Origin of the sequence: Paracoccus sp. MKU1 (assembly GCF_001447385.1) — a bacterium.
GTDB lineage: Bacteria > Pseudomonadota > Alphaproteobacteria > Rhodobacterales > Rhodobacteraceae > Paracoccus.
This window is the reverse complement of record NZ_LLWQ01000205.1, coordinates 60447-73501: the sequence shown is the minus strand read 5'-3', so window position 1 is coordinate 73501 and position 13055 is coordinate 60447. Positions and strand designations below refer to the sequence as shown.

Annotated in this window: 14 protein-coding genes; 3 read left to right on the top strand and 11 right to left on the bottom strand. The window is 62.7% G+C overall.

What is annotated here, in order from left to right; translation table 11 throughout:
* A partial coding sequence (locus AQY21_RS20190) for a transposase (RefSeq protein WP_203416589.1) occupies positions 1-181 on the bottom strand: 181 nt, incomplete at its 3' end.
* Between the two features lie 133 nt (positions 182-314).
* Here AQY21_RS20190 and AQY21_RS20185 point away from each other — a divergent pair.
* Positions 315-710 (top strand): helix-turn-helix domain-containing protein, encoded by a 396-nt coding sequence (locus AQY21_RS20185; protein WP_058099387.1) that lies wholly within the window; start codon positions 315-317, stop codon positions 708-710.
* Positions 711-796: 86 nt separating this feature from the next.
* Here the strand turns inward: AQY21_RS20185 and AQY21_RS20180 are convergent, their stop codons facing one another.
* The gene (locus AQY21_RS20180; RefSeq protein ID WP_058099382.1) at positions 797-1519 is read right to left on the bottom strand and encodes a YafY family protein; all 723 of its coding nucleotides are present in this window, start codon (positions 1517-1519) and stop codon (positions 797-799) included.
* 88 nt (positions 1520-1607) lie between these two features.
* Between AQY21_RS20180 and AQY21_RS20175 the strand changes: the two genes are divergently transcribed.
* Complete coding sequence (locus AQY21_RS20175; protein WP_058099381.1) at positions 1608-2006, top strand: VOC family protein; 399 nt, start codon at positions 1608-1610, stop codon at positions 2004-2006.
* A gap of 372 nt (positions 2007-2378) precedes the next feature.
* On the opposite strand, the gene AQY21_RS20170 is transcribed toward AQY21_RS20175, so the two are convergent.
* The 4 genes from AQY21_RS20170 to AQY21_RS20155 form a co-directional block, all read right to left on the bottom strand.
* Positions 2379-2741, bottom strand: coding sequence for an SPW repeat protein (locus tag AQY21_RS20170; RefSeq protein WP_058099380.1), 363 nt, complete (start codon positions 2739-2741; stop codon positions 2379-2381).
* A gap of 30 nt (positions 2742-2771) precedes the next feature.
* Positions 2772-3011, bottom strand: coding sequence for a DNA-directed RNA polymerase subunit omega (gene rpoZ, locus AQY21_RS20165; RefSeq protein WP_058099379.1), 240 nt, complete (start codon positions 3009-3011; stop codon positions 2772-2774).
* A complete protein-coding gene (locus AQY21_RS20160; RefSeq protein WP_065169968.1) occupies positions 3008-3739 on the bottom strand; it encodes an NADH dehydrogenase ubiquinone Fe-S protein 4 in 732 nt (243 codons plus the stop codon). Before AQY21_RS20160 ends, rpoZ begins: the two co-directional genes overlap by 4 nt.
* A gap of 80 nt (positions 3740-3819) precedes the next feature.
* Positions 3820-4317: an Hsp20 family protein gene (locus AQY21_RS20155; RefSeq protein WP_058099377.1), complete on the bottom strand. Its 498-nt coding sequence runs from the start codon at positions 4315-4317 to the stop codon at positions 3820-3822.
* A 212-nt stretch (positions 4318-4529) separates the two neighbouring features.
* Here AQY21_RS20155 and AQY21_RS20150 point away from each other — a divergent pair, with 212 nt between their 5' ends.
* A complete protein-coding gene (locus tag AQY21_RS20150; protein ID WP_058099376.1) occupies positions 4530-4754 on the top strand; it encodes a hypothetical protein in 225 nt (74 codons plus the stop codon).
* Between the two features lie 42 nt (positions 4755-4796).
* Here AQY21_RS20150 and AQY21_RS20145 read toward each other — a convergent pair whose 3' ends face one another.
* The 5 genes from AQY21_RS20145 to AQY21_RS20130 form a co-directional block, all read right to left on the bottom strand.
* Entirely contained in the window at positions 4797-7001 is a 2205-nt protein-coding gene (locus AQY21_RS20145; protein WP_058099375.1) for an amylo-alpha-1,6-glucosidase, read from the bottom strand.
* Between the two features lie 17 nt (positions 7002-7018).
* A complete protein-coding gene (locus tag AQY21_RS20140) occupies positions 7019-8119 on the bottom strand; it encodes a glycosyltransferase family 4 protein (RefSeq protein WP_058099374.1) in 1101 nt (366 codons plus the stop codon).
* Positions 8120-8443: 324 nt separating this feature from the next.
* Positions 8444-9589: a cation:proton antiporter gene (locus AQY21_RS20135; protein WP_058099373.1), complete on the bottom strand. Its 1146-nt coding sequence runs from the start codon at positions 9587-9589 to the stop codon at positions 8444-8446.
* Positions 9589-10170, bottom strand: coding sequence for an NADH dehydrogenase ubiquinone Fe-S protein 4 (locus AQY21_RS28060; protein ID WP_238986845.1), 582 nt, complete (start codon positions 10168-10170; stop codon positions 9589-9591). Before AQY21_RS28060 ends, AQY21_RS20135 begins: the two co-directional genes overlap by 1 nt.
* A 62-nt stretch (positions 10171-10232) precedes the next feature.
* Positions 10233-13013 carry an ATP-dependent Clp protease ATP-binding subunit gene (locus AQY21_RS20130; protein ID WP_058099386.1) on the bottom strand — a complete coding sequence of 927 codons (2781 nt, stop codon included), beginning with the start codon at positions 13011-13013 and terminating at the stop codon, positions 10233-10235.
* Between the last annotated feature and the right edge of the window lie 42 nt (positions 13014-13055).

Here is a 13055-nt window from a genome sequence, read left to right as displayed (position 1 = left end):
TGCGGCTGTCTCGCAGCGCCTCCGACGCCAGATTGGACAGGCCGAGCACGTCATCAAGCTCGCGCATCACCAGCAGGCCACCGTCTGAACTGATCTGCGCACCACGGAACTCCAGACGCACACGGCGGTCGAAATCAACCCGATCTCCCCGCGCCAAGCCCGCACCCTCCAGGTGATCCATGAAACGCGCCCCTCGCAGCCGTCAACGCCATGATTTATATGCGAAATATCACGATTACGACAGCGAAATCAGCGACTTACTTGGAGAATGTGGGTTCTGAGCCTCAGGCACAAAGATGTAAGTTTTGGAGAAGATGATGGTCAGCAAAAACTGGAACCAGGCAGACGATGAGCGTTCGTTTGAACCGTACCCGTCCAATGGGATTTGCGCGAAGCTGGGCGACAAATGGACCGCTCAAGTGATCTGGCATCTGTCGCGCGCCAGCGGACGAAGGCTTCGGTTCTCGGCGCTCAAATCCGGGATCGACGGGATCACCCAGCGTATGCTGACGCTGACCCTGCGCAATCTCGAACGGGACGGTCTGGTGATCCGGCATTACTTTCCGGAAGTGCCGCCCCGCGTGGAATATGAATTGACCGATATGGGCACGGAATTGTTGCGGGCCATGGAAAGGGTCAACGCCTGGATATGGGATAATCTGCCACGCATCGAGGAATCCAGGCGAAACTACGATCAAGCCGACCGCTAGCCGCCAGCCATGACGTGCGCGCAGGTATCAACCTTGGATACATCGACGATCTAGGCACCATGTGCCGGAGCGGGTCGCCGCCCGTCTCACTCTGTTCCGCCGGGTCGTCTGGCCGCCAGATCGGCAAGTGCGCCTTGTCTGGTCTCCTGCCATATCCGAAGCAGGTCATGGCGACGCCGCGGCGGCTTTCGCTCCAGCACCGTGATCTCGGACATGCGCTCGGGCCGGAAATGCCGGATCGCGTCGCGTTGCTCGCACCAGGCGATCAGCAGGCAATGCGTATCGTCATAACCCAGCAGGATGGGCCAGACGTTGCGCCGGCTCACCGCGCCTTCAAGTGAACGGTAGGTGAAGGAAAGCACGCGCCCCCGCCGAAGCGCATCGCGTACCAGCGTCGTATCCGGCCTTTCATCCGGCGCCGCGTCGACCGGACGGAGGCCCAGCGTCGGCTGCTCCAGCACGAAACGGCTGCCTTCGGGCACGGCGAAGCGGATCTTCGACAAGGCATCCTGCGCCAGCCGGGCAAGCGCCGGGTCCGGATGCTGCGCGACCCATTGCGCGCCAAGGGCGAGCGCCTCGGCCTCTTCCGGTGTCAGCGCCAGAGGCGGCATCTCGTAGTCGTCCGCCAACACATAACCCAGACCCGCCTCGCCCTGGATCGGGACCCTCTGGCCGATCAGCTCGGCAATATCCCGATAGACCGTGCGCCGTGACACCTCGATCTCGCCCGCGATGGCCGCAGCCGTCACCGGCCGCGAGCTGCGGCGCAGGATCTGAATGATCTGAAAAAGGCGGTCGGCGCTGCGCATCCTGGTTTCCTGTTGCCACAATGCTGGCAGCAGGCCCCCTCTACAAGGCGTCTTCCCCGATCACGGATCGGGCAAACAGGAGACCCGTATGAAATTCGCCTCTCTTCGCCTTATCGCGCGCGACATCAATGGCCTTGTCGCCTTTTACGAAACGCTTACCGGCCTGAAGGCCGACTGGCTGGCCCCGGTCTTTGCCGAGATCGTGACGCCATCCGCGACCCTGGCGATTGGCAGCGTTGAAACCGTCGCGCTTTTCCAGGCAGGGTCGGCCGAGCCGGGTGCCAACCGCACCGCGATCATCGAGCTGCAGGTGGCCGACCTGGAGGCGGAGTTCGAACGGCTGAAAGGGCTTACTGAGGTTGTCCACTCGCCAAAGCTGTTGCCCTGGGGCAATCAGACCTTCCAACTGCGCGATCCGGAAGGAAACCTGGTCAGCCTCTACATGCCGGTGACAGACGAGGCCAAAGCCCGTTTCGGAAACCGCTGAGTATCTGTTGCGCCTCATGGTAGCCCGCCCTGGCGCATTCGCTACCATCGTGGGACAGGCATACCATAATCTTCATGGCGTCTCACAGGCATTCGAATGACCGTTTGTGGCGCGTGGTCGTGCGATCACCAATTCGGCGCGCCGTCGGCTCATAAACGCCGCACATATCTGCGCCGGGGCATGTCGCTTTGGCTGTCCGCGCGAAACTGCAGCGGTCACGGTGGCATCTCGGGCCGGCAAGCTGCGATCCCCTCCGCGGGATCGCCTCACGACGGATGAAGCTTCCTACCATCCGACAAAAACTAGCTTCCGCAAGACTTCTTGTGGCGAATAATGGGTATTGCCGGCCCGCTCTTGGGGCCGGCAACCGGACTAGGCGGTTAGTGCCGAGCTACCGCCGTCGTTCTTCCAGCGCCGCCAGGCGGGAAAGGCCAGCGCGAGCGCGCCGAGAGCCACATGGGCGAGTGCGATACCGAGCGTGAAGCCGGCTACGAGAGCCCATGGGCTGATCGCAGCCCAGACACCCGCAACCATACGCGCCCAGTCGAGCCCTTCATGCGGCCGCCAAAGCGCAATTGCGGCAAGCACCGCGATCAGGCCGCCTGTCAGCAGGGCGCTCCAGAAGGCGATGTCGGTCATCGTGACGGCGAAAGACAACCCAGCGAGGGCCAGGCCCGCAAGAAGGCTGATGCCGTCGCCAAGCTTGTCATAGTTGGTGGTCCAGGTCTTGCTCATGGTGTTACCTCCTTTCTCTCCACCAGGGATTCACTGCGGCCGAGCCAGCCGCTTGGGCGCCGGCGCAGGCAGGAAGGGAAGCAGTTCCTTCTGCGAAATCGCACCGGTCGCGATCTCTTCCAAGGCAAGCTCTTCGGTGGCTTGCCGTTTAGGTTCGACCCGAGGTTCTGCCCCGGCCTTCAGCGCCCGGCTGCGGGCGCTCGCGGCGAGGACCAGAGCGAAACGATCAGGCACCGCCTGCTGGGCATCGATTGCAACGAAGGGATTCATGCCGCCCTCCCTGCCTCGACAGGCGGATACATGCCGTCGGCGGCCACCGCCGCTTCAAGCGCCAACAGCGCTCGTTCAACCTCGGCAAGCTGCGATTCACGCTGGTTTTCCGGCATGCCTTCGGTGCTGGCCAGATCCTGAAGATACTCCGTATAGGCCCAGTTCATCAGGATAGAACGGCGAGCCTCCAACGACAGACTGGCGTCCAAAGCAACTTCGATGGGAGAACGCCCATCATCGCCGCCTTTCGGATCGCCGCGCCCTTTTGCGCCGGCCATCGCGTCACGATAGGTTTGCCGCATCTCCGACAGTCCGAGCCGAGAGAGCGTGGCATCGGACCACAGCCCGGCCTGCCTGTCCCATGCCCGGGCGGCACTGCGCGCGGCTTCGCCTGCCGGCAGATGCACCTCGTAAGCCACCCCCAGACGCTTTGCATGGCGAATAGCGGCGTCCAGCGTCGGAAAGCTCAAGTCGATCTGCTGGATCGTGTCGTCCCCACCCGTCCAGCCCATCAAAGGCTCGAGCCAAGGACCGGTCCGGCGCGGAAAGCTCATCTTCCATGCCTTCGTACGCGCTCGCCCTGAGGTCATCGCCGATTTCGACGGTTTCCAGATCCGGGCAACCGCATCGTCCGGCAGAGCAGAGTCCCAGTCTGGTCGCGAACCGGCCTGGGCCGGGATCGGCGAGACATGTGATTGTGCTGTGAAATCTCCGCTGATCACGTTCATCTCTTAGCCTCCAGATTGCAGGAAGGGCGTCCGGCCGCGACCCGAGCGGCCGGAACGTCCCGTTCTGGGTCCAAGCTGGTTCAGGCCGCGACAGGTTCCGGCTCTGGAGCTGTCTCGAGCTGCCTGGTCTCAAGACCTTCGGTCGCCTCGGGAGACGCGATCTCGATCCGACGCGGTTTGAGTTCCTCGGGGACCTCGCGCTTGAGCTGGACGGTCAGGAGGCCGTTCGACAGCGTGGCCCCTTCGACCCGGACGTGATCGGCCAGTTCGAACCGACGTTCAAACGACCGGCCGGCGATGCCACGATAGAGATAGCTGGCACCGCCATCACCTTCGGGCGTCTCCTTGCGGCCCGACACGATCAGCATGTTCTTGTCCTGGGTCAGGATCAGATCGTCTTCGGCAAAGCCCGCCACCGCCATGTCGATGCGATAGTCGTCCTCGCCGGTCTTGACGATGTCATAAGGCGGCCAGTTGTCGAGCGTCTCCACTCGACGGGCTGTCTCGAGCGCGTCGAGCATACGGTCGAAGCCAACGCTCGAACGGAACAGAGGTGCAAAATCAAGTGTCGTTGCCATAGCCATATCCTCCTTTGAGCAACATGGGTACAGACATCGGGAGCACCGCAGGAGCGATGTCCCGCTTCATGGCCGATCCCCATCTGGGCGATCTGCATAAAGTGATTTGGAACAGCACCTTACGGTTTCAAGAGGATGCTCGAAAACTTTTTTCTACGAACAGCTCTCCTATATTTCTCTTGCTTCCTTGTAGCATTCGAAAGGAGGAGATCATGACCGAAAACGACGTGAAAAGTATCCTGGGTCCCGGCACGGACCCCACGCTTCTGTCTGATATTCTGCGCACCGGCGCGGATGCCTCCGAACTGACCCGTGCCAAGGCCTGGGTCGAGGCGGACGAGGCGCAGGTCGATGCCCATAGCCCGTTCCCATCGGGCCGGATCGCCCGGCTGGTCGAATTGCTCGAAGCCGATCAGGAAGAAGATGATCTGCAGTAGCAGAAATCGGGCTGGCGCAGACGATGGCGCCAGCCCGTCCCTTCAGGTGGTCACAATCACCCGAACCGGTCCGTCGCGACGCAGAACATCGGCAACCACGTGGGTGCCGGACCGGCGCAGAGTCACATCGACAGTTCCACCATCAAGGCGCAGATTGCGCAGGACCACCTCTCCCAGAAACTCCGGGAGGATCGGTTGCTCGAAGATCACCTGCCGCGCCTCGGCGTCGAAGCGCAGCCCGAGACAGGCCTGAAGCAGCAACAGCGGCGCTCCAGCCGCCCAGGCCTGCGGCGTACAGGCCACTGGGTAGAAGGTGGGACCTTGCGTCTCGCGGCGCGGGAGGCCGCAGAACAACTCCGGCAACCGTCTCAGATCGATATAGGTGGCGGCGGAGAAGATGCCCTCGAATATACGCGCGGCCTGTTCACGGAACCCGTAGCGCGCCAGCCCCGCCCCGATCAGCGCATTGTCATGCGGCCAGACCGAGCCGTTGTGATAGCTCATCGGATTGTACCGTGCCTGACCCGCGGCAATGGTCCGCACTCCCCATCCGCAGAAAGACGACGGCCCCATCAGGGCTCGAACGACCGTTTCGGCGCGCTCCTCCGGGACGATTCCCGTCCAGAGCAGATGGCCCGCGTTCGAACTGCGTACTCGGCAGGGCCGTTTGTCACCATCGAGGGCGAGCACATAGGTCCCAAGTTCATCGTCCCAGAACGCCGCGTCAAAACGGGACTTGAGTTCCGTGGCCTTTTGCGCCTGCTCCTGCGCGACCCCGTCATGACCGAGTTCCCGTGCGATCTCGGACGCAGCCAGCCGGGCAGCATAGACGTAGCCCTGTACCTCGCATAGCGCGATCGGCCCCTTGGCCAGCGTCCCATCGGCGTGAAACACCGCATCATGACTGTCCTTCCACCCCTGGTTGGCGAGCCCCTTGTCGCTGCGCCTCCCGTATTCCACGAAACCGTCGCCGTCCCGATCGCCATAGGTCTCGATCCAGTCGAGCGCCGCACGGACATGCGGCCAGAGTGTTTCCAGCACCACCCGATTGCCGGTGCGTTCGAAATACGCCCCGGCGAGCATCACGAACAGCGGTGTCGAATCCACGCTGCCGTAATAGCGCCGGAACGGAACTTCGCCGGTTTCCGCCATTTCGCCATAACGCACCTCATGAAGGATCTTGCCCGGCTCGGCATCGGTGGCCGGATCGAATTCCGTCGCCTGGTTGGCCGCAAGATGCAGCAGAACGCCCCGCGCGACCGCGGGGTCGAGCCAGAGCATTTCCCAGGCGGTGATCAGTGCATCGCGCCCAAACACGGTGCTGAACCAGGGCACGCCTGCATAGGGATAGGGCCCCTCCTCCGTATCGGTCATGAGCATGTAGAGGTCCGAGACCGAACGGCGCATGGTCTCGTTGAATATCTCGTTGGAGCTTTGCACCGTGGCTGCGCGGGAAGAAGAACGTCTGAGTGCGCGCCGCGCGTCCCGCAACGAGCGGAAAAACAGGCGCGACGGAGGATCCTCGGCCCCATTCACGTCGCAGCCGATCTCGATAAAGAGCGAACGCGTTTCGCCGGGGGCGAGGCTCAGACGATAGACGGCTTTCCCCGGCTCAAGCTGCGCAGGCGCAGGATCAAAACGCAGAGCGGTGCTACGTGGATTGTGGTCGAGCCCCCGGTACGACAAGAGCACGTGCGAGCCATCCACCTCCGGCAAGAGCGACGTTCCCCGGCGGGCCCGCACCCGGCCACGGACCTCAAAAATATCCGCAAAATCGGCCTCAAAGGCGATTTCCAAGGTAATCTCATGTGGGGCCTCGTCGAAATTGCGTACCGCCAGCCGCTCATAACACGTGCCCTGCCAGAGAAACCGCGTCCGGCGCATGTGGATGCGATCATGCGCAATCAGACAGCGACCGGTTTCGTCATAAAGATCGGGATTCGTCAGATCGCAGGTCAGCGTGGCGTTATCGTCGCGCAATGTGGACGAGAGCAGCATGGGCCGCTCTCCCCCGATGGTCAGATAGTAATGCGAGAGATACCTGGTGTCGCGATGGAACAGGCCCTCGGGGCTACCCGGCCCCGAAAGCACATCGCCATTGTGATCGAACACGGCGAAGGTATCGCCGTGCTTCAGGGTTCGTGGCCGCCGCTCCTGCAAGGAGGCTGCCGCCGGGATGAAGAATTGCGCCGGCGGCGCGACCAGTTGCGACGCACGCAAGCCCGTTTGTTGCAGCGCCTCGGTCATCCTACTCTCCTTCGCACTCATTCCGCTGCATGCAGGACATGGGCCCCATGGCCGCCGAGCATATGCGGGAGCGGCATCGAAACAGCCTCGACGCCCGGCAGCCCGCGATAGATTTCGACATAGTCGCGCGCCATGCGATCCGCGGTGAAGCGTTCTTCGAACGTCTCGCGCACGATTCCTCTGCTGATACGGTCCAACTTGCTGACGGCCGTGACAGCGTCCTCCAGCGAGTGCACGACATAGCCGGTCAGCCCTGGCTCCACGATCTCAGGCACTGAGCCATTCGCCCATGCGATTACAGGCGTGCCGCAGGCCATGGCCTCGATCATCACTAAGCCGAAAGGTTCGGGCCAGTCGACCGGGAAGAGCAGCGCCCGCGCGTTCCCGAGGAATTCGGCCTTTTGCTTCTCGTTGATCTCTCCGATGAACTCGACATTGTCGTGGGCGTCGACCATCGGCGCGATGATCTCTTCCCAATACTTGCGATCCGCATCGCCTATCTTGGCGGCGATTTTCAGTGGCATCTCCGCCCGCGCCGCAATTTCGATGGCGCGGTCCGGGCGTTTCTCCGGCGAAATCCGTCCGAGGAAAGCAAGATAGTCTCCGTTCGGGCGTTCGGTGAAGGGCAGCAGAGTCTTGGGAAGACCGTGATAAACTGTTCCTGCCCAGTTCACGAAGGGCAGCGGACGGCGCTGGTCGTCCGAGATCGAAACGAGCGGATAGTTCGGGAAGGTCGCATAGAAGGGGCGAAGATCAGGCCCGTCGAGCCGGCCGTGCATGGTCGTCACCATGCGATCGGCGAATGCGCGCGCCATGGGATAGTGCAGGAAGTCGATGTGAAAATGCAGCACGTCGAATTCATCGGCCCGCAAGCGGACTTCCTCCAGCATGGCGACATGCCAAGGCAGCGAGTTCTTCACGTTCGGATCGAGCCGGAGCGCTTCCTTGCTGCACGGGACCAGGTGGGCCTTGGTCCGGCTGTCGCCGCTGGCGAACAGCGTGACTTCATGGCCCTGCCTGACCAGTTCTTCGGTGAGATAGGAGACGATCCTTTCTGTTCCCCCATAGAGACGCGGCGGGCAACTTTCTTCCAGCGGTGCGATCTGTGCGATCTTCATCGGCAAAACCTCCTCTTCTGAGCGAAGCCTCAACAATGGATGCGAGAAGGTCGTCTACGATCACCCCGCCTGGGCATGACCGCCGGATTTGGCATCTCGAATTCGGACAGTCGTGATACAAGATCACTGCCATCCGCCGGACCATGGTTCCGGAACGCGAGATGGCCTTGCCCGGCAAAACCTCCTGCGCAAAACAGCGATGTCAGATAGCAGGGAACCCCTGCGAAAAGTTCAGTTAGAAATCGACTTTGGAGTTTCAACCCCCTCCGGCGCGCAAAAAATATGACGCGAAGCAGGCAGGTGCTGAGTGTGCGTTGGTCGCATTCACGCTGCGCGACGAACCACAACCGCTCCAATCAGCATGCTCAGCCCCAACGCGAGGAACAGAGGATCGGCGATCTTGGCTTGCAACAGGCCGGAGGCAGTCGTGACAGAGATGAGCATCAAGCTGAATTCGCCGCCATGGGCCAGGATTGCGCCGGCGCGAAGCGCAGTCTCGAGCTGTTCTCCGAACATGCGGGTCAGGGCAACAACAAGCGCGAGTTTCACCACCATGAGCACAAAAAGCCATGCCAACACCCTTGGCCATGTCGACCAAACCGCATCTATATGGAGTTGAGCTCCGATACCGATGAAGAACACCCCGACGAACAAATCCCGGAACGGCCTGATTTCCCGTTCAACGAACTGGCGGGCGTCGCCCTCAGCGATCATCATGCCGGCAGCGAATGCACCGAGCGCCGGCGAAAGACCCGCAGCCTGCGCAATAATGGCCGCGAGCAAGGCAACGGTCAGGGCCAGGAGCTGTGCGAGTTCAGCCTCGCCCTGGGTTGCGACCCATCCGGCAAGCCGCTGAAGCGTTGACCGGGCGATGAAGAGCGCCGCGACGAGCATGCCCATGCCCCCGACCATCTTCAGGACGTCGTGCGCGCTTTCCACGACTCCTGCCGCAGCGATGACATCGTGAAACGCCAGAAAGCCGACGGCCGCCAGATCCTGAAACAGCAGAACAGCGATCGCGACCCGTCCCTGAGGCGTTCCGAGCGCATCGCCGCCCGCCAGGACCTTGAGGCAAAGCGCGGTCGACGACATCGCGACCGCGCCAGCGATCAGGACCGCCGCCGCCGGCGCGATCTCGGTAAAGACGAGCAGCCCGACGGTGACCAACCCTCCGGTTACGAGTACCTGTGCCAGACCGAGTCCGAAGATCAGCCGACGGAGCGACACGAGCTTGTCGAGGGAGAATTCCAGACCAAGCGCAAAGAGAAGCAGGATCACCCCGACCTCACCGATAAGCGTCAGTGTGGCACCCTCGGCGATGAGCCCCAGACCGGACGGCCCGATCACAATGCCGGACAGCAGGAAACCGACCAGTGCGGGGATGCCAAGCCGTGCGCAGATCGCGACATGGCAAAAAGCCATCATGGCGAGCAACGCGGCGGCCTCCAACAGCCCCTGGTCGGCGTGCATCAACGTCGCCCGCTTCCATAGACAGTCGCCCCGATCCACGCCGGTGGGTCGGACGCGGGGAAGGACTCAGCACTCGCTTCACAGACCGGGTCTGCAGCCGTCGCGAGTTCCGCTGAGAGATCACGAACGCTGGCCGCGTCGATGCCTCGGTGAAGCCGTTGCCGGGAACTCGGTCGGTGGCCGGTCTCGATGCGGTGGGCGCCAGGAGCATCGGCTCCCTTGCTGGTTGGCACTGTTTCCCACCAGAAGCGGCGCGGTGGCACGGATCGACGTTTGTCCGGCTCGTGGCGCACGATATACTGCCAGTCGTTTCGTTCCGCGAAGGCGATGGCGCTGTCGAGATCAGGGAATGTCAGGCGGATCGGACGATAGGGATCTTCGGTTGCGGTCCAGCCCATAAGAGGCTCGATGGCCGGCGCCCGGGCCGGCTCAAACTCGAGTATCCAATGCTGCCGCCTGATTGGAGCGGAGGTGTGGGACGAGCGAGCTGGCCTGTAGATCAACGCTGTCGGCAGGTCTGGAGATGCCAGGTCAGTTCCGGGGATCTTCGGTCGAAACGGTGGGCGGTTGTGTCCTTTCATCATGATTTACCTCTCTTCGGATTGCGGCACCGGCGGCGTTACCGTCGCCGGTGCACGGGCCGTCATTCGGCGGCAGGCTCGGCCTCTTCGCTATCGCCATTGCCGGGCTCGCCGAGGGCCTCGGTTTCTTCTGCGCTCTCCAGCTTTTGGAACGTGATCTTCTGATCATCCGCGGTCCAGGCGACGCGCACCTTGTCGCCGTCCTCGATCCGACCGGAAAGCATCTCGCGGGCGAGCTCAGTCTCCAGTTCCGACCGGATTAGCCGTCGCAACTCGCGGGCGCCGAACTCTGGCCGGAAACCCACCGCTCCGAAATGCTCCGCAACGCTTTCGTCGTAGTCGAGCTCGACCCCCTGGGTCAGCGCCGTCCGGGCGACACGGGCCAGCTGCAGCTCGACGATCTGCCGGATTTCCGACTGATTCAGAGAATGGAAGACGATGATTTCGTCGATCCGGTTGATGAACTCGGGCCGGAAATGGGCACGCAACACGTCCATCAGTTCGGCCTTCTGCCCTGCCTCGTCGAACTCCTTGGTTCCGCGCTTGCGAAGGTTGCGCTGGATGATATCGGAGCCGAGGTTCGACGTGGCGATAATGATGGTGTTGGTGAAATCCACCACGCGGCCTTTGCCGTCGGTCAGGCGGCCATCGTCGAAGACCTGCAGCAGGATGTTATAGACATCCGCATGCGCCTTCTCGATCTCGTCGAGCAGCACGACAGAATAGGGCCGGCGCCGGACCCGTTCCGTTAACTGGCCGCCCTCGTCGTAACCGACATAGCCCGGCGGGGCGCCAACCAGCCGCGCGACCGCGTGACGTTCGCCATATTCGGACATGTCGATGCGGATCATCGCATCCTGATCACCGAAGATCGTCTCCGCCAGAGTCTTGGCCAGCTCGGTCTTGCCGACGCCGGTCGGGCCGAGGAACAGGAAGGTCGCGGTCGGGCCGGAGCCCTCGCGCAGCCCGGCGCGCGCCAGTCGCACGGCATCGGCAACGGCATGAATCGCCTCTTCCTGGCCGATTACCCGCTCATGCAACTTGTCCTCGAGTTTCAGCAGCTTTTCGCGCTCTTCTGTCGTCAGCTCGCTCACCGGCACGCCGGTCAGTTTCGAGACGATCTGCGCCACGTGGTCGGCGCGCACTTCAGCCGTCGCAGAGGCCCGGTCGCGCTTCCAGGTTTCCATCAACTCGTCAAGCTCGACCTGTTTGGCTTCAAGCTCTTTCTTGAGCTCAGCAGCACGGTCGAACTGCTTCCTCCCCGCAGCGTAGTCCTGCTCGCGCCGGATCTGGGCGACCTCAGCCTCGAGCTCCTGGACATCGACGGGACGCGCGGTAGCGCTGATCTTCACGCGCGCGGCAGCCTGGTCGATCAGGTCGATGGCCTTATCGGGCATGAAGCGGCCAGTGACGTAGCGGTCGGAAAGCTCGGCCGCCGCGACGATGGCCTCGTCGGTGATCGTCACCTTGTGGTGGCTTTCCAGCGTGTCGCGCAGGCCGCGCAGGATCATGATCGTCTGCGCCACCGTCGGCTCATCGACATAGACCGGCTGGAAGCGGCGCTCCAGCGCGGCGTCCTTCTCAATGTATTTCTGGTACTCGTTCAGGGTGGTCGCGCCGATCAGGTTCAGCTCGCCGCGGGCCAGCGCCGGCTTGAACGTATTGGCGATGTCGAGCCCGCCTTCGCCGCCGCCCTGTCCGGCTCCGACGATGGTGTGGATCTCGTCGATGAACAGGATCATGTCGGCCTTGTTGGCCTCGATCTCCTTGAGGATCTTCTGGACCCGCTCCTCGAACTCACCGCGATATTTCGATCCGGCCACCATCGAGTTGATGTTGAGTTCGACCAGCCGTTTGTCGCGCAGCGCCTCGGGCACCTCGCCCGCGACGATGCGCTGCGCCAGCCCCTCGATGATCGCGGTCTTGCCGACACCCGGTTCGCCGATCAGCACCGGGTTGTTCTTCTTGCGCCGCGCCAGAACCTCGATCGTCGTCTCGATTTCACGCGCCCGGCCGATCACCGGGTCGAGCCTGCCCTCGCGCGCCAGCTTGGTCAAATCGCGGCTGTATTCATCCAGATCAGGCGTGCTCGACGGGGTTTCGACGCGGCCTTCCTCGGCCCCCTGACCGACGACCTTTGTCACCTGCTGGCGTAACGCCTGCGGCGTCAGGCCCAGCCGGTTCAAGATGCTCGACGCCACGCCCTCGCCCTCTTCGGCGAGACCGATCAGAAGGTGTTCGGGGCCGACATAGGAATGGCCCAGCTCGTTCGAGGCGATGAAGGCGCGGTTCAGCGCATCCTTCACCCGCGGGCTGACGCCGATCTCACGGTCCTCCCCCGTTGCGTCGCCCTTCTTCGCTTCGCTCTCGATCTGGCGGCGCAGATCGTCGGCGTCAATCTTGACCTGCCCCAGCACCGTGCGGACAACATCCGAGCCGGTCAGCGCCAGCAGAAGGTGTTCCGTATCAACCTCGGTCCGGCCGAATTCATGCGCCTTCTGGCCCGCCTCCTGCAAAAGCCGGTTGGCCTGTTCGCTCAGCCGGTCAGCGATATTGATGCCGCCACGCCGCGCGGTGCGCCCCGCCTGTCGGATAGGGACGGGTTGCCCCTGATCTTCGGCAAGCCGATCGAAAAGGCCACCGGCATCGCCAAAGAATTCATCCAAGAGCGAGCGCCCTCCGAAAAGCGATTCCAGTGGCGATGCGCTACGCCCCTGCCGTCGGGCGATCCTGCGGTAGTCCTCGTCGCAAAGCTCCATCACCTTGCGTTCACCGTTGACAGAGACCTGCGCACGAAAGCTGGCAGGTCGGGATTTGCAGATATCACAGATGCCGTTTGCCATTTTCACCTCCGTCATGCTCCCAGCCGGAACGTCCGGACTGGA